The organism is Actinoplanes derwentensis (genome assembly GCF_900104725.1).
In the GTDB taxonomy this organism is placed as follows: domain Bacteria; phylum Actinomycetota; class Actinomycetes; order Mycobacteriales; family Micromonosporaceae; genus Actinoplanes; species Actinoplanes derwentensis.
In genome coordinates this window covers 10,006,624-10,022,360 of record NZ_LT629758.1, presented here as the reverse complement: position 1 = coordinate 10,022,360, position 15,737 = coordinate 10,006,624, and the positions used below count along the sequence as shown (strand labels likewise).

Here is a 15,737-nt window from a genome sequence, read left to right as displayed (position 1 = left end):
ATGCCCTGGTACGCACCCGTCGCTACTTCACCAAGGGCACGGTGTCGGATGACCTGCGGACCCTCACGAAGCGGGGTGGCCGGCAGGCTGACGACTTCTACCGGGACCGGTGGAGCCACGACAAGGTGGTCCGCTCGACTCATGGGGTGAACTGCACCGGTTCGTGCTCGTGGAAGGTCTACGTCAAGGACGGCATCATCACGTGGGAGACCCAGCAGACCGACTACCCGTCGGTCGGTCCGGACTCCCCGGAGTACGAGCCCCGCGGCTGCCCCCGCGGTGCGGCGTTCTCCTGGTACACCTACTCGCCGACCCGGGTCCGCTATCCCTATGTCCGTGGCGTACTTCTGCAGATGTTCCGCGAGGCCAAGAGCCAGCACGACGGTGATCCGGTGCGCGCGTGGGAGCACATCGTGGAGAATCCGCGGCGGGCGAAGGCCTACAAGTCCGCCCGCGGCAAGGGTGGCCTCGTGCGCGCCACCTGGGAGGAGGCGTGCGAGATCGTCGCCGCCGCGCATGTCCACACGATCAAGAAGTACGGCCCCGACCGGGTGGCCGGCTTCTCGCCCATTCCGGCGATGTCGATGGTCTCGCACGCGTCGGGTGCACGCTTCATCAACTTGGTCGGTGGCTCGATGCTGAGCTTCTACGACTGGTACGCCGATCTCCCGGTCGCCTCCCCGCAGGTCTTCGGCGACCAGACCGACGTTCCCGAGTCGGGTGACTGGTGGAACGCCGGCTACCTGATCATGTGGGGCTCCAACCTGCCGGTCACCCGGACCCCCGACGCGCACTGGATGACCGAGGCCCGCTATCGCGGCCAGAAGGTGATCGCGGTGGCTCCCGACTACGCCGACAACGTGAAGTTCGCCGACGAGTGGCTGCCCGCCCGACCGGGCACCGACGGCGCATTGGCCATGGCGATGGGCCATGTCGTACTCAAGGAGTTCTTCGTCGACCGGCAGACGCCGTACTTCACCGAGTACGTGAAGGCCTACACCGACCTGCCTCACCTGGTGAAGCTCGACGACGCCGGTGACGGCGCGTTCACCGCGGGCAAGTTCCTGACGGCCGCCGACCTGGCCCCGACCGGCGCGGCGCAGGAGAACGCCGATTTCAAGACCGTTCTCATCGACGCGCGCACGGGGGAGCCGGTCGTCCCGAACGGTTCGCTCGGTCACCGGTTCGGCGACGCCGGTATCGGCCGGTGGAACCTCGAACTCGGTGATGTCGATCCGCTGCTCTCGCTGCTCGACGGCGCCGAGGAGACCGTCCTGGTGCGGATGCCACGCTTCGACACCGCGGACGGAGCGGCCGCCGACCTACCCCGCGGCGTCCCGGTCCGCCGTGTCGACGGGCACCTCGTCACCACGGTCTTCGACCTGCTGCTCGCCCAGTACGGCGTCGGCCGTGACGGCCTGCCGGGGCAATGGGCCCGCGGCTACGACGACGCGGACGCGCCGTACACCCCCGCATGGCAGGAGGCGATCACCGGTGTCCCGGCCGCCACCGCTGCCCGGATCGGGCGGGAGTTCGCCGCGAACGCCGAGGAGTCACGCGGCCGATCGATGATCGTCATGGGGGCCGGCACGAACCACTGGTTCCACTCCGACACGATCTATCGCGCGTTCCTGACCCTGACCAACCTCACCGGATGCCAGGGCGTCAACGGCGGCGGCTGGGCGCACTACGTCGGGCAGGAGAAGGTCCGCCCGATCACCGGCTATACGCAGATCGCCAACGCCCTCGACTGGAGCCGCCCGCCGCGCAACATGATCCAGACGGCTTTCTGGTACCTGCACACCAACCAGTTCCGGTACGACCAGTTCGGCGCCGACACCCTCTCCGCCACCACCGGCAAGGGCCAGCTGGCGGGCAAGTCCACAGCCGATGTCATCGCCCAAAGCGCGCGGATGGGCTGGATGCCGTCCTACCCCACGTTCGACCGCAACCCCCTCGACCTCGCCGACGATGCGGCCGCCGCCAGCAAACCGGTGGGCACGTACGTCGTGGAGCAGCTCAAATCCGGCGAGCTCGACTTCGCCGGCGAGGACCCCGACGCCCCCCACAACTACCCGCGCATCCTCTCGATCTGGCGGGCCAACCTGCTCGGCTCGTCCGGAAAAGGCAACGAGTACTTCCTCAAGCACCTGCTTGGCACCGACTCCTCGGTCCGGGCGACCGAGACACCCGAGCACCAGCGCCCCGTCGACGTGACCTGGCGGGACAAGGCACCCGAGGGCAAGCTCGACCTGCTCATGACGATCGACTTCCGGCAGACCAGCACCACGATCTTCTCCGACGTCGTTCTCCCGGCCGCGACCTGGTACGAGAAACACGACCTCAACACCACCGACATGCACCCCTTCGTGCACTCCTTCAACCCGGCGATCGCACCCCCGTGGCAGACCCGGACCGACTGGGACGCCTGGCAGAGCATCGCAGCGAAGTTCAGCGACCTCGCCGCCACCCACCTCGGCGTACGCAAAGACGTCGTCGCCGTCCCCCTCACCCACGACACCGCGGACGCGATGGCCAACCCGCACGGTGTCGTACGGGACTGGAAGAAAGGCGAGTGCGAGCCGATCCCCGGCGTCACCATGCCCAAACTCGTCGAGGTCGAACGTGACTACGGCGCGATCGCCGAGAAGATGAACGCGCTCGGCCCCCTGGTCGACACCCTCGGCGCCACCACCAAGGGCGTCACCTTCGAACTGGGCGAGCAGGTCGACTACCTGCGACGCAAGAACGGCGCCGTTCGCGGGGGCGTGGCCGACGGCCGTCCGTCGCTGAAGAAGGACGTCAACGTCTGCGAGGCGATCCTGGCCATGTCCGGGACCACCAACGGGCATCTGGCCACCCAGGGGTTCAAAACGCTCGAGAAACGCACCGGTGTCCGGCTGGCCGACCTCGCCGAGGAGCACGAAGGCAAGCAGATCACCTTCGCCGACACCCAGGGCCCCCCGGTGCCGGTGATCACCTCACCGGAGTGGTCGGGCTCCGAGACCGGCGGGCGACGGTACTCGCCGTTCACCATCAACGTGGAGCGCAAGAAACCCTGGCACACCCTGACCGGCCGGATGCACTTCTACCTCGACCACGACTGGATGACCGAGCTCGGCGAGGGCCTGCCCGTCTACCGGCCACCGCTCAACATGGCGGCATTGTTCTCGGAACCGGCACTCGGCAACGTCTCCGACGGGACAGGAGCCGCCGAGGTCGAAGGGCTCACGGTGCGGTACCTGACCCCGCACAACAAGTGGTCCATCCACTCGGAATACCAGGACAACCTGTTCATGCTGTCGCTCTCGCGCGGGGGCCAGAACATCTGGATGAGCGACCGGGACGCGGCCAAGGTCGGCATCCGCGACAACGACTGGATCGAAGCCGTCAACCGCAACGGGGTCGTGGTCGCCCGAGCCATCGTGTCGCACCGGATGCCCGAGGGCACGGTGTACATGTACCACGCACAGGACCGGCTGATCGACGTACCGATCGCCGAGACCTCCGGCAAACGGGGCGGCATCCACAACTCCCTGACCCGGATCCTGGTGAAGCCGTCCCACATCATCGGCGGCTACGCCCAGCTCACGTTCGCGTTCAACTACCTGGGCCCGACCGGCAACCAGCGCGACGAGGTCACGGTCATCCGCAAGCGCTCACAGAACGTGGAGTACTGACATGCGCGTCATGGCCCAGATGGCGATGGTGATGAACCTCGACAAATGCATCGGGTGCCACACCTGCTCGGTGACCTGCAAACAGGCGTGGACCAACCGCACCGGCACCGAGTACATCTGGTTCAACAACGTGGAGACCCGCCCCGGTCTCGGCTACCCCCGAACCTATGAGGACCAGGAGAAGTGGAAGGGCGGCTGGGAGCTCAACAAACGCGGCCGACTGGTGCTCAAGGGCGGCGGGCGGTTCAAGAAGCTCTTCACGATCTTCTCCAACCCCAAGCTCCCCTCGATCGGGGAGTACTACGAGCCATGGACCTATGACTACTCCACGCTCACCGATGCTCCTGCTCAGGAGCACACGCCGGTCGCTCGTCCGAAGTCACTGATCTCGGGCCGGGACATGAAGATCGAATGGTCGGCCAACTGGGACGACGACCTCGGCGGGTCCACCGCTACCGCGCACCGCGACCCGATGCTGAAGAAGATCAGCGACAAGGTGAAGTTCGAGTTCGAACAGACCTTCATGTTCTATCTGCCGCGGATCTGCGAGCACTGCCTGAACCCGTCGTGTGCGGCGTCGTGCCCCAGCGGTGCGATCTACAAACGTGCGGAGGACGGCATCGTCCTGGTCGACCAGGACAAGTGCCGGGGCTGGCGGATGTGCGTGTCAGGCTGCCCGTACAAGAAGATCTACTTCAACCACAAGACCGGCAAGGCGGAGAAGTGCACGTTCTGCTTCCCGCGGATCGAGGTCGGCCTGCCGACCGTCTGCTCCGAGACGTGCGTCGGCCGGCTGCGCTACATCGGCCTGATGCTCTACGACGCCGACAAGGTGCTGGCGGCGGCGTCGACCGAGGACGACCACGGTCTCTACGAGGCGCAACGTGAGGTCTTCCTGGACCCGTTCGACCCCGACGTCATGCGGGAGGCGGAGAAGGCAGGGATCGCCCGCGACTGGATCGACGCCGCACAGCGCTCCCCGATCTACGCCCTGATCAACACCTACCGGGTCGCACTGCCGCTGCACCCGGAGTACCGCACCATGCCGATGGTCTGGTACATCCCACCGCTGTCACCCGTCGTGGACGTCGTCCAGGAGACCGGCGAGGACGCCGAGGACAAGGGCAACCTGTTCGCAGCGATCGACGCCCTGCGCATCCCCATCGAATATCTCGCGGAACTCTTCACCGCAGGCGATGTCAGACCGGTCGACGCCGTACTCAAGAAGCTGGCCGCCATGCGCTGCTACATGCGCGACATCAACATGGGCCGCGACCCGAACGGTGCCATCCCGGCCGCCGTCGGGATGAGCGAAGAGGAAATGTACGACATGTACCGGCTCCTCGCCATCGCCAAGTACGACGAGCGCTACGTCATCCCGCCGGCGCACGCCGAGCAGGCGCACTCCCTGGAGGAACTGGCCACCGAGTGTTCGGTCTCCGCGTACGGCGGCGGGCAGCACGACCTCTTCGGAGAAGGCTCCGGGGCACCGACGCCGATCGCCGTCGAGAACTTCCAGATGCTCCAGGACCGCCAGACAGCCGACACACTCGCGTCGCCCGACGACAAGGACAAGCGCGTCAATCTCCTGAACTGGGACGGCAAGGGTTCACCCCCGGGACTCTTCCCGCCGAGAAAGACAGACTCGTGAACCGCCGGCCGAAAGGCGCCCTGTCACTGCAGGAGCTGACGATCGTCTGGCAGTCGGTGTCGCTACTGCTCGACTATCCCGACGCCGAGTTGCTGGCGCGCCTTGACCTGATCCGGGGCGCCACGCAGCGGTTGCCGGTGGCCATCGGAGACTCGATCCGCGGGTTCGCGGACCACCTGAAACACACACCCCTGGCGCAACTGCAGGCCGAGTACGTCGAAACGTTCGACAACCGTCGCCGGTGCAACCTGTTCCTGACCTACTTCGCCCACGGGGACACCCGTAAACGAGGGCTGGCCCTGCTGCGGTTCAAGCAGACCTACCTCAGCGCCGGCTACGAGCTCGACGACGCGGAACTGCCCGATCACCTCTGCGTGGTACTCGAGTTCGCGGCAACGGTGGATCAGGAGCGCGGCCGGGCCCTGATGCTCGATCACCGGGCGGGACTCGAACTGCTGCGCGCCTCGCTCACCGACATGGCCTCCCCCTGGGCGGCCCTGATCGACGCGGTCACCGCGACCCTGCCGCCGCTGCGAGGCGAAGAGCGCGACGCCGTACGCCGCCTCGCCGCCGAAGGCCCCCCGGAAGAGGAGGTGGGGCTGGCGCCTTTCGCCGCGCCACAGTTCAGCGCCGGCGCCGCATCGAAACCGACCTTCCTGTCCATGCCCTCATTCCCAGGAGCACGCCGATGAACGAGTTCCTCTTCATCGTGGTCCCCTACGTCTGCCTGACGATCTTCGTCGTCGGGCACGTGTGGCGCTACCGCTACGACAAGTTCGGATGGACCACCCGGTCGAGCCAGCTCTACGAGAACCGGCTGTTGCGCATCGGGAGCCCGCTGTTCCACTTCGGGATGCTCGGCGTCGTCGGTGGCCACGTCATCGGTCTGCTCGTGCCGCAGTCGTGGACGGAGGCGGTCGGGATCAGCGACCGCGGCTATCACGTGGTGGCCGTCACGGGCGGTCTGATCGCGGGTGTCGCCGCGCTGGCCGGGATGATGATCCTGATCTACCGCCGGCGTACGGTCGGCCCGGTCTTCTCCGTGACCACCGTCATGGACAAGGTCATGTACGCGTTCCTCGCGGTCGTGATCGTGCTCGGTATGTGGAACACCATCGCCGGCTCGATCATGACCATCGGGGGCGAGTACAACTACCGCGAGGGCGTCTCGGTCTGGTACCGCTCGTTCCTGGCCTTCCAACCGGACGCCAGCCTGATGGCCCGGGCGCCACTGGGCTTCCAACTGCACGCACTGTTCGCCTTCGGCCTCTTCGCACTGTGGCCGTTCACCCGGCTCGTCCACGTGTTCAGCGCACCCATCGGCTACCTGACACGCCCCTACATCGTCTACCGCAGCCGTGACGAACAGCTGGGCAGCCACCGGCCGCGGCGCGGCTGGGACCGCATCTCCCAATGAATCCCCAGACGCGCCTGCCTGATGCCGGCGAACACGGCGTCGACCTTCACCAGAGCAGCACCGAGACCGAGACGACGGTCCGTGAGGTCATGCTTCGGCATCCGAAGACACTTCCTGCCGATGCGTCGATCATGCAAGCGCGGGCAGCCCTGGATAACGACCATGTGCACCTGGTGCTGTTGACTGACGGCAGGAGGCTTACCGGGACCGTGACGCGGACCGACCTCCCGCCACCGGGAACCCTCGGCCCTGCACTGGGCTGGTCGACGCTCGTCGACCGTACGGTGTCACCGGACACTCCGACGGCTGTGGTGCACGGCCTGCTGATCACCTTGGGAATCCGGCGCGTGGCCGTGGTCACCGCAGACGGATCGCTGCTCGGCCTGATGTGCCTCAAACAACGAAGAACAGGATTCTGCTCCGACGCCGACGTCGCAGCCCGCTCACGAGACCTTCCATAGACCCGTACCGGACCAGGTCCAAACGCGGACGGCCGAACACGCTCAATGACGTGCGGCCAGTTCTGGAGATGTGTCGACGCCCGCAACGCCACTAACGACTCGATCGCCGAGGCGAAAGACGCTGGTAGCCGCGCCGTAAATCAGAACCGGAAACGGCCGACAAGTGTTTGCAGATCTTGGGAGACCTGGGCGAGGTCGTCGGCGGCGTCGCGGATGGCGATCACGCCGGTGGTGGTGGTCGCGGCGGTGGTGGCGACCGCGGTGACGTCGGCGCTGATGCCGGTGGAGCCGGTGGCGACGTCGCCGATGTTGCGGCTCATCTCGCTGGTGGTGGCGGTCTGTTCCTCGATGGCCGAGGCGATGGTGGTCTGCAGGGCGTTGATGCGGTCGATCACCTCGCTGATCTGGGTGATGGCCTGAACGGCATCGGCCGTGTCGGTTTGGATGGCGGCAATGCGGGTGTCGATGTCGGCGGTGGCACGGGCCGTCTCGGACGCCAGTTCCTTGACCTCGCCGGCGACGACGGCAAAGCCTTTGCCCTGTTCGCCGGCGCGGGCGGCCTCGATGGTGGCGTTGAGGGCGAGCAGGTTGGTCTGTTCGGCGATAGCGCTGATGACTTTGGCGATCTCGCCGATCTGGCGGCTGGAGTCACCGAGTTTGCCGACGGTGCCGGTGACGGCGGCGGAGATGCCGGCGGCGTCCGCGGCGACTCGGGCGGCTTCGCCGGCACTGCGGGCGATCTCGGTGATCGAGGCACCCATCTCTTCGGCGCCGGCGGCGACGGTGTGCACGCTGTCGGAAATCTGCTCGGCCGCATTGCTGGCGGCGGCCGCACGTCGGCTGGTCTCGTCGGCCGACGTGGCCAGGTCGCCGGACACCGTAGTCAACTGCCGGGATTTGCCGGCGAGCTGGCGTGAGCGTTCATCGACCAATTTCATGGCCTCGGCGATGTTCGACACGAACTGGTTGAACGAGCGGGCAACGACGGTGAGTTCGTCATGACCGGACTCGCCGAGGCGGGCCCGCAGGTCACCGTCGCCTTCGGCGATGTCGGACAGCCGGGTTTGCAGGGCGCCCAGCGGGCGGGAGATGCTGCGGATCACGATCCCGGCAACGAAGATCGAAAGCAGCAGGCCCACGACGCCAGCAAGGATCGTCGTCTGTTTGCCGGTCTGTGCCGATGCGGCGGCCGACGCGGCGGCTTGCATGGCCCGGGCGGTGACCTTGGCGGCGAGTTCGCTGGTCGCCGTCGCGGTCTTGCCGAACGCGTCGAGCGACTCGCCCGATGCCAGGTCGTTGCCGGCCTTGATCGACGCGGGGGTGCCGGAGCGGTAAGCCCCCACGATGCGCGTATCGATCTGCAAAAAGACTTCGAAGGGCTGGGTCGCCTGCTGCAGCAGCGCACGCTCGTCAGCGGTCAGGTCGCTGGTGCCGATGGCGGCGTACCCGGCGCGCAGAGCGGCGGCCGAGTCGAGGAACTGCTTGCGCTGCCCTTCGGTGTCGGACAGGGCGCCAGCGACCCCCCGGTTGAAGTCGAAGGCATACCCGGTCTGCCAGCCGGCGACGTCCGCAGTGCGGAACTTGGCCTCCATCACCTGCCCGGTGAGCTGCATCGCCTGGCGAGCCTGCTCGCTTGCCGTGCGCTGGGTCTGAAAACCCGAGACCGCGGCCGCCACCAAGATGGCGGACACGACGACACCCAAGCCGGCGAGCATGACGACCCGGGTGGCGATCCGCCAGCGCCGCAATGTTCGATCACATTTCTAAGCCTGACCTAGTTGAGCGTCGAGTACGGCCTGATCGGCACACTGGTGACCCGACTCGAGCAGAGGCCGACCGCATTCGCCGGTAATGCCTGTTTCCGTTCCAACGTTCCTCGCGAGCCTGACTGGTCATATTTTGGCCACCGTCAGGAGCACGGCGGCGTCCTCGAGAGCTTCGAGCGCGTGCCGGGCGTCCGGGATCGTGAGCAGGTCGCCGGCGGCGCTGTCGGACGACGCGGTGTCGGCCGTGAGACGGATACGCCCGTGGAGGACCTGCAGCGTCGCCTCGCCGGGATTTTCGTGCTCGTCGAGGCGCTGGCCCGCGACGAGAGCTATGAGCGTCTGGCGCAGGGTGCGGGCATGGCCCCGTACACGGTGTAGGCGCTGCGACCGCTGGATGCCTGGCGGGCCAGCGCGAGATGTTCGTCCACCAGGGTGATCAATGAGGTGGGATTCATGTCGCTTCCTGTTCTTCGGTGGACAGGCTGGGTCAGGTTGGTAGGAGCGGGGAGATCGACGAGGTTGCCGGGTTGCCATCCGGGTTAGATGACGGCGAGGGCGTCGGCTGTTGCGGCGGCACCGAGGTGTCCCGGATGAGATCCGCCGATGACGTGGACCGAAGCCCGTCCCGGCGGACCGGGACGATACGGGTCGATGTCGGTTGCTGACTCATGATCGCCCCATCTGTCGTGCCGGGCCCGGAGGTCGCCTGCCCTCCGGCCTCGCCCCGCGATGAAACCGGCGACCTTGCAACGTCGTAGGTGGGACGCATGCAGTTTCGGGATGTCGTCGGCAATGGCGCAGTAGCCCGGGGCTGTGTGGGCTATTCGGTGTCGGCGTGCCACAGGTCGGGGCCGAACATCTCGTATTGGATGTCCCGGGCAGGGATCCCGTGGTCGATCAACGCACCGCGGACCGCCTGCAGGAAGGGCAGCGGCCCGCACAGGTAGTAGACGGCACTGTCGGGGAGTTCGACCTGAGCGAGGTTCATCGTGCCGGCGAACACGCCCGTGACCGGCAGGTCGCTGTGGGCGCCGTTCTCGTACCAGGTGTAGATGCGCGACTTGGGCAGATGGGCGAGATCGTCGGCGATCTGCCGGCGCAGCGGGAACGAGCTTTCGTTGGTGTCGGCGTGCAACATGGTCACGGTGAGGTGCGAGCTGGCCGCGACCATGTGCGACAGCATTCCGGCCATCGGGGCGACGCCGATGCCGGCGCTGGCGAAGACTACCGGGCGGCCGGAGTCGTCCAGGACCACGTCACCGTAGGGGACACTCATGGTCAGCTCGTCACCGGGCTGGATCCGGTCGTGCAGCAGATTCGACACCTCGCCGTCGGGTTTGCCGCCGCCGTGTACCCGCTTGACGGCGAAGTAGCGGTGTTCGCCGTCGTCGGCGCGGGTCAGGCTGAACTGCCGCGGCTGGCGTACCCCATCCGCCATCTCGGCCAGCACGCTGACGTACTGGCCGGGCAGTGACGTCTTGACCAGCCGGTCGTCGATGCGGCGCATGACGAACGTGACGACATCGCCGGTCTCCTGGATCTTCTCGGCGACCCGCCACTGGCGCCACACCCGTTCGGCGGTGACCCCTCGCGCGCTGTACAGACCGCGTTCCTGGTTGATCAGCGCGTACGCCATCAGCCAGTAGACCTCGTCCCAAGCCGCAGCGACTTCGGGAGTGACCGCATCGCCGAGCACGTCGCCGACGGCCCACATCAGATGGTCATGAACCACCGGGTACTGGTCGGGGCGGATGCCGAGGGAGGCGTGTTTGTGCGCGATCCTGGTCAGCAGCCGGTCGGGGAACTGCTCGGGAACGGCCAGCAGCGTGCCGGCGAAGACCGCGACCGAGCCGGCCAGGGCTTTCGGCTGGGAGCCCTCGGCCTGGTTGCCGCGGTTGAACATGCCGTCCTTGAACTCAGGGTGCGCGGCGAACATGTGCGCGTAGAAGCGTTGGGCGATTTCCTCGATGTGCTCGCCGACGACGGGCAACGTGGCCTGGATCACGGGCCGGGCTCGATCTGATAACACGATATGGCTCCCTGTGATGTCATCACGCGGGCGCGACACGACGACTCGCAGCCCTGCGGCCCGGAACACCCCGCATCGGGTCTCGTGGGAGACCCAGTACCCGCCCGGGCAGCCGATCACGTTCAGCCTAGGTGCGATTCCCGCTTGCGCAGCTATTTGGTGCAGATGCACCCAATGCGCTGTCGTTACCTCACGGTGGTGGCGGCGCGTTCGAGCTCGGGCCCAGTTCGTGAGGCACAATTGGAGACGAGCGCCCAGCCCGTGTCTTGGCCGCAATACCTGGCCGAGCCGGGCTGCTGGCACCGCACCCGGCAGAACTGGCAGTCGGACCGCTAAGGCGTGTCCCGGTAGTCGAGCAGGTCGGGTCGGCGGAGCGCAACCGGTCCATCTCCTCGCCCGCATCACAGGTGAGCAGCGCGATCTCGACGCCCTCGGGCGTACGGACGATCACTCGCCAGGTGGCGCCGGAGTCCTCACAGCGGCGCAACCGGGCGAGTTCGTCGCCGGTCACTTCAGGTCCTCGAGCGGGACGTCCGGGTCGGCCAGCCGGGCCGGGTCGACCCGCGTACCCGGCCAGCCCGCCGCGGATCAGATCCTGCACCGTATCGGTGACGTCCCAGACATTGACGTTCATATCGGCGGCGACCCGCCCGTCGATCGTCCAGAACGCGATGAATTCGCGGCCGCCGAGATCGTCTCGGATCACCACCTCGGCGTCGGCGTCGGGCAGTACCCAGCCAGCACACTCCATGCCCAGGTCGTACTGGTCGGCGAGCTACCAGCGGGTAGGAGACAGGGGCGGCTTCAGCGACTCCTGCAAGAAGCGGCGCTTCGGGTGCTGCACCAGCCCGGGGCGAGCGGGACAGCAGGACAAGGCCTTCCCGCCATCAGTGCGACGGTTGCCTGATCAGCCGCCGCACTCGGCGCAGGAGCAGACAGGATTCGACCGGCAGTGCCGCCTGACATCGACCACCAAAGGCCGCGGGCTCCTCGTGCCGATCACCTGCCCGCCGCCGCCCGCTGCAGGGGCCTCAGTCGGTCCCCGGGACTACCGCGGACAACCCGGGACAACCGCAGCCAACTTCCGCACCACGTCGCCAACCACGATCATGGAATCACCGGCCCAGGAACGGGCCCGGCGAACCAGATGAAGATCACCGTACGGGCGTACGTGTCATCGAAGTGTCGTGATCATACACATAGGACGGAGACATGCATCGACGTTCGTCATCGCCGACAAGGAGCTCCGTCGCGCCGAGATCCGATCAATCCAGCCAGGAACGCCCTGCTCAACCAGCACCCCCGAAGACGAGGCCACCGCAGACGGAAGGCTCACGGGCCGCTGAGTACGAGCAGGGAACGAAGATCGGCCGGAATCCCGGGGTAAACCGTACGCGCGTACGTGCAAAAATGCGTGTCACGCCGTCGCTGGCGCATCGATGTCCGGACATGCAAAAGGCCAGCTACGCTGGCCTTTTGTTCCGTCGGGCTGACAGGATTTGAACCTGCGACCCCTTGACCCCCAGTCAAGTGCGCTACCAAGCTGCGCTACAGCCCGATCCCGCCCGGTGCCCTAAAGCCCCGCGCGACATCTCCTAAAGACTACCAACCTCACCCGTGGGCCTTTCCGCGACCCCCCGGCCCCAGCTTCTTCCGGGGCTTCACGGTGACCTCGACCGGGCTTCCTTCGAAGCCGTACTCTTCGCGCAGCTTGCGTTCGATGAAGCGGATGTAACCCGCGTCGAACGGGGCCGTCGTGAACAGGACGAAGCGGGGCGGGGCCACGCCTGCCTGTGTGGCGAACAGGACGCGGGGGGCCCGGCCGCCTCGGACGGGGTGAGGGGTGCCCTGGGTCAGGGCGGTCAGCCACTGGTTCAGGGCGCCGGTCGGGACTCGGGTCTCCCACGAGGCCAGGGCGCGGCGGATGGCGGGGGCAAGTTTGTCGACGGCTCGGCCGGTTTTGGCGGAGATGTTGACCCGGACCGCCCACGTCACCCGTTTGAGGTCGCGGTCGATTTCCTTGTCCAGGTAGAACCGGCGGTCGGGGTCGACCAGGTCCCACTTGTTGAAGGCGATCACCAGGGCCCGGCCGGCTTCGATGACCTGGGTGATGACGCGCTGGTCCTGTTCGCTGATGACGTCGCCGGAGTCCAGCAGGACCACCGCGACCTCGGCCGCTTCGACGGCGCCCGCGGTGCGCAGTGAGGCGTAGTACTCCGTACCGGAGGCCTGCTGGACTCGTTTGCGCAGGCCGGCGGTGTCGACGAACTGCCAGATCTCGCCGTCCATCTCGACCAGGCTGTCGACCGGGTCGACGGTGGTACCGGCCACCGAGTCGACTACTGCCCGTTCCTCTTTCGCGACCCGGTTGAGCAGGCTCGACTTGCCGACGTTGGGCCGGCCGACCAGGGCCACCCGGCGGGGGCCGCGCGGGCCACCCTCGGTCGCCGGCGGGGTGGGCGGGAGCGCGTTGAGGATGCTGTCCAGCAGGTCACCGGAGCCACGGCCGTGCAGGGCCGAGATCGGGAACGGCTCGCCGAGGCCCAGGGACCAGAGGGAGACCGCTTCCAGTTCCAGGTTCTGGTTGTCGGCCTTGTTGGCGACCAGGATGACCGGTTTGTGACTGCGGCGCAGCATCTTGACGGCTGCCTCGTCGACGTCGGTGGCGCCGACGGAGACGTCGACGACGAAGACGACCACGTCGGCGGTCTGGACGGCGATCTCGGCCTGGGCCGCGATGGCGGCGGCCCGGTCACGTGCGTCCGGTTCCCAGCCGCCGGTGTCGACGACGGTGAAGCGCCGGCCGGTCCACTGGGCGTCGTACGGGACTCGGTCCCGGGTCACCCCGGGCTTGTCTTCGACGACCGCCTGACGACGGCCGATGATGCGGTTGACCAGCGTCGACTTGCCCACGTTGGGGCGGCCGACGACGGCGACGACAGGGACGGGGCCGGTGAACTCCTCGGACGACGCCGAGTCGGGGCCGGAGGAACCGTAGTCGAACCCGCCCTCGAAGTCGTTGAGGTCGAGGCCGGCGGGAAGCTCAGTCACTTACTTACCTTGCTGTTCAGCAGATGCAGGAGGTGGGCGACGACTTCGTCGATGCCCATGCCGGTGGTGTCGACCTCGAGGGCGTCGGACGCCTGCTTGAGGGGATCGACGGCCCGGCTGGAGTCGAGCTCGTCGCGGCGGGCCAGATCGGCCTCGGTTGCGGCGACATCGGTGGCGTCCTCGGCGCTGCGGCGGGCGGCGCGAGCGGCGGCGGACGCGGTCAGGTAGACCTTCAGGTCGGCGTCGGGGGCTACGACCGACGCGATGTCGCGGCCTTCGACGATGATGCGCGGGTGGCCGGCGATGATGGCCTTCTGGAGCGCCACCAGGCGTTTCCGGACAACCGGGACGGCGGCGACCGCGGAGACGGCGCCGGTGACCTCGGGGCCGCGGATCGCGGCGTCGACGTTGGTGCCGTTCGCCGCGAAGTGCGGGGCGGTGGGATCGGTGCCGATCGACAGTTCGGTCTCCAGCGCGATCTTGGCGATCGCGTCCTGGTCGGTCAGATCGACACCGGCGTTGAGCACGGACCAGGTGATCGCCCGGTACATCGCCCCAGTGTCGAGGTAGACGCCGTCGACCGCGGTGGCCAGTCGCCGGGAGACGGTGGATTTGCCCGACCCGGACGGGCCGTCGACGGCCACCACACACTTCTCCGGCCGTTCTTGAAAGGCCACCGTTCCTCCTGAGGGGCTCGCCGCCAAACCAACCCTCCCATTGTGCCCGTGCGCGCAGTCATCGACGAACCCGGGCCGGTCCGGCACCGGAAACGATCAAGACGCGCTGCCGGGCGCCGGGCGGCTACGGGACACCGCGACGCCCGCCAGGCACAGGACACCACCGATCAAAGTCAGCCAGCCCGGGACCTCACCCAGGACGAGCCAGGACATCAGGACCACGATTGCCGGTACGGCGTACGTAGTCGAGCCCATTTTCCCCGCGGTCGTCCGCGCCAGTGCGTAGGCCCAGGTCGTGAATGCGATCGCGGTCGGGAAGACGCCCAGGTAGACGACGCTGAGGGTGATCGTCCACGGCGCCGCGGCCACGTCGGCGACGAGCTGCCCGGCGAACGGCAGGCACGCGACCGCCCCGATCAGGCAGCCGAACGTGGTGGCCTGCAGTGCGGTCGCGTACCGCAGCGCCGGCTTCTGAGCGACCACCCCGGCGGCGTACGTCACCGCCGCGACCAGGCACAACACCACTCCCAGCACCGAGGTACCGCCGCCGCCGGACATCGAGAAGCCGACGATCACCGTCCCGGCGAACGAGACGGCGATCCCGGCCATCAGCCGGGGCGGGAAGCCCTCGCCCAGCAGCCAGCCGGCGAGCAGGGCCATCACGGCGGGACCGATGTTGACGAGCATCGCCGCGGTACCGGCGTCGACGAGCTGCTCGCCCCAGTTCAGCGCCACCATGTAGAGGCCGAACCAGATCACGCCGGAGATCACGATGCCGCGCCAGGCGGCTCGTGGTGGCAGGCCCTGACGGCGCACGGCCAGGAAGATCAGCAGCGTGGCGGCGCCGGCGAGAAGGCGGCCGAGGGCCAGTGAGCCGGGGGAGAAGTACGGTGCGGCGGCACGGATGCCGACGAACGCGGACGCCCACAGGATCACCGTCACGGCAGCCGCGGCCAGGGCGGTACGCGATGGACGTACCAGATCGTCGGTCATTTCAATGATCCA

General features: G+C 67.5%; 12 protein-coding genes, 1 tRNA gene and 1 pseudogene. 7 read left to right on the top strand and 7 right to left on the bottom strand.

The features are described from left to right. Positions 1-5: 5 nt before the first annotated feature. The 5 genes from BLU81_RS44825 (at position 6) to BLU81_RS44805 (ending at position 7,209) form a co-directional block, all read left to right on the top strand. Positions 6-3,680, top strand: coding sequence for a nitrate reductase subunit alpha (locus BLU81_RS44825; RefSeq protein ID WP_373873346.1), 3,675 nt, complete (start codon positions 6-8; stop codon positions 3,678-3,680). A 1-nt stretch (position 3,681) separates the two neighbouring features. Then, complete coding sequence (gene narH / locus BLU81_RS44820) at positions 3,682-5,331, top strand: nitrate reductase subunit beta (protein ID WP_092555497.1); 1,650 nt, start codon at positions 3,682-3,684, stop codon at positions 5,329-5,331. After that, positions 5,328-6,023, top strand: a complete 696-nt coding sequence (narJ, locus tag BLU81_RS44815; RefSeq protein WP_092555495.1) for a nitrate reductase molybdenum cofactor assembly chaperone — start codon at positions 5,328-5,330, stop codon at positions 6,021-6,023. The genes narH and narJ overlap by 4 nt, the downstream gene beginning before the upstream one ends. Next, a complete protein-coding gene (gene narI, locus BLU81_RS44810; RefSeq protein ID WP_092555493.1) occupies positions 6,020-6,748 on the top strand; it encodes a respiratory nitrate reductase subunit gamma in 729 nt (242 codons plus the stop codon). The genes narJ and narI overlap by 4 nt, the downstream gene beginning before the upstream one ends. An 89-nt stretch (positions 6,749-6,837) precedes the next feature. Next, positions 6,838-7,209, top strand: coding sequence for a CBS domain-containing protein (locus BLU81_RS44805; RefSeq protein WP_157752037.1), 372 nt, complete (start codon positions 6,838-6,840; stop codon positions 7,207-7,209). A 140-nt stretch (positions 7,210-7,349) separates the two neighbouring features. Here the strand turns inward: BLU81_RS44805 and BLU81_RS44800 are convergent, their stop codons facing one another. Then, complete coding sequence (locus BLU81_RS44800) at positions 7,350-8,900, bottom strand: methyl-accepting chemotaxis protein (RefSeq protein WP_172890750.1); 1,551 nt, start codon at positions 8,898-8,900, stop codon at positions 7,350-7,352. A gap of 87 nt (positions 8,901-8,987) precedes the next feature. Between BLU81_RS44800 and BLU81_RS48950 the strand changes: the two genes are divergently transcribed. Further along, the gene (locus BLU81_RS48950) at positions 8,988-9,353 is read left to right on the top strand and encodes a hypothetical protein (protein WP_157752036.1); all 366 of its coding nucleotides are present in this window, start codon (positions 8,988-8,990) and stop codon (positions 9,351-9,353) included. A 442-nt stretch (positions 9,354-9,795) separates the two neighbouring features. On the opposite strand, the gene BLU81_RS44790 is transcribed toward BLU81_RS48950, so the two are convergent. Then, positions 9,796-11,004 carry a globin domain-containing protein gene (locus BLU81_RS44790; RefSeq protein WP_092555487.1) on the bottom strand — a complete coding sequence of 403 codons (1,209 nt, stop codon included), beginning with the start codon at positions 11,002-11,004 and terminating at the stop codon, positions 9,796-9,798. Positions 11,005-11,007: 3 nt separating this feature from the next. Here BLU81_RS44790 and BLU81_RS52205 point away from each other — a divergent pair. Next, a pseudogene (locus BLU81_RS52205) lies at positions 11,008-11,280 on the top strand (hypothetical protein); the annotation flags it as partial. Here the strand turns inward: BLU81_RS52205 and BLU81_RS51230 are convergent. The 5 genes from BLU81_RS51230 to BLU81_RS44770 form a co-directional block, all read right to left on the bottom strand. Then, positions 11,195-11,755 (bottom strand): hypothetical protein, encoded by a 561-nt coding sequence (locus BLU81_RS51230; protein WP_231953829.1) that lies wholly within the window; start codon positions 11,753-11,755, stop codon positions 11,195-11,197. The pseudogene BLU81_RS52205 and the gene BLU81_RS51230 sit on opposite strands and share 86 nt — an antisense overlap. A gap of 733 nt (positions 11,756-12,488) precedes the next feature. Continuing rightward, positions 12,489-12,562: transfer RNA gene (locus tag BLU81_RS44785), tRNA-Pro, on the bottom strand. A 53-nt stretch (positions 12,563-12,615) separates the two neighbouring features. After that, positions 12,616-14,055, bottom strand: a complete 1,440-nt coding sequence (gene der, locus BLU81_RS44780) for a ribosome biogenesis GTPase Der (protein ID WP_092555485.1) — start codon at positions 14,053-14,055, stop codon at positions 12,616-12,618. Continuing rightward, entirely contained in the window at positions 14,052-14,732 is a 681-nt protein-coding gene (gene cmk, locus BLU81_RS44775) for a (d)CMP kinase (protein ID WP_092555484.1), read from the bottom strand. Before cmk ends, der begins: the two co-directional genes overlap by 4 nt. Before the next feature lie 96 nt (positions 14,733-14,828). Then, the gene (locus BLU81_RS44770; RefSeq protein ID WP_092555483.1) at positions 14,829-15,725 is read right to left on the bottom strand and encodes a DMT family transporter; all 897 of its coding nucleotides are present in this window, start codon (positions 15,723-15,725) and stop codon (positions 14,829-14,831) included. Positions 15,726-15,737 lie beyond the last annotated feature (12 nt).

Coding starts and splice junctions, on each gene's coding strand:
- narH (WP_092555497.1), top strand. CDS start 3,682: ATGCGCGTCATGGCCCAGATGGCGATGGTGATGAACCTCGACAAATGC.
- narI (WP_092555493.1), top strand. CDS start 6,020: ATGAACGAGTTCCTCTTCATCGTGGTCCCCTACGTCTGCCTGACGATC.
- BLU81_RS44805 (WP_157752037.1), top strand. CDS start 6,838: ATGCTTCGGCATCCGAAGACACTTCCTGCCGATGCGTCGATCATGCAA.
- BLU81_RS51230 (WP_231953829.1), bottom strand. CDS start 11,755: ATGGAGTGTGCTGGCTGGGTACTGCCCGACGCCGACGCCGAGGTGGTG.
- BLU81_RS44770 (WP_092555483.1), bottom strand. CDS start 15,725: ATGACCGACGATCTGGTACGTCCATCGCGTACCGCCCTGGCCGCGGCT.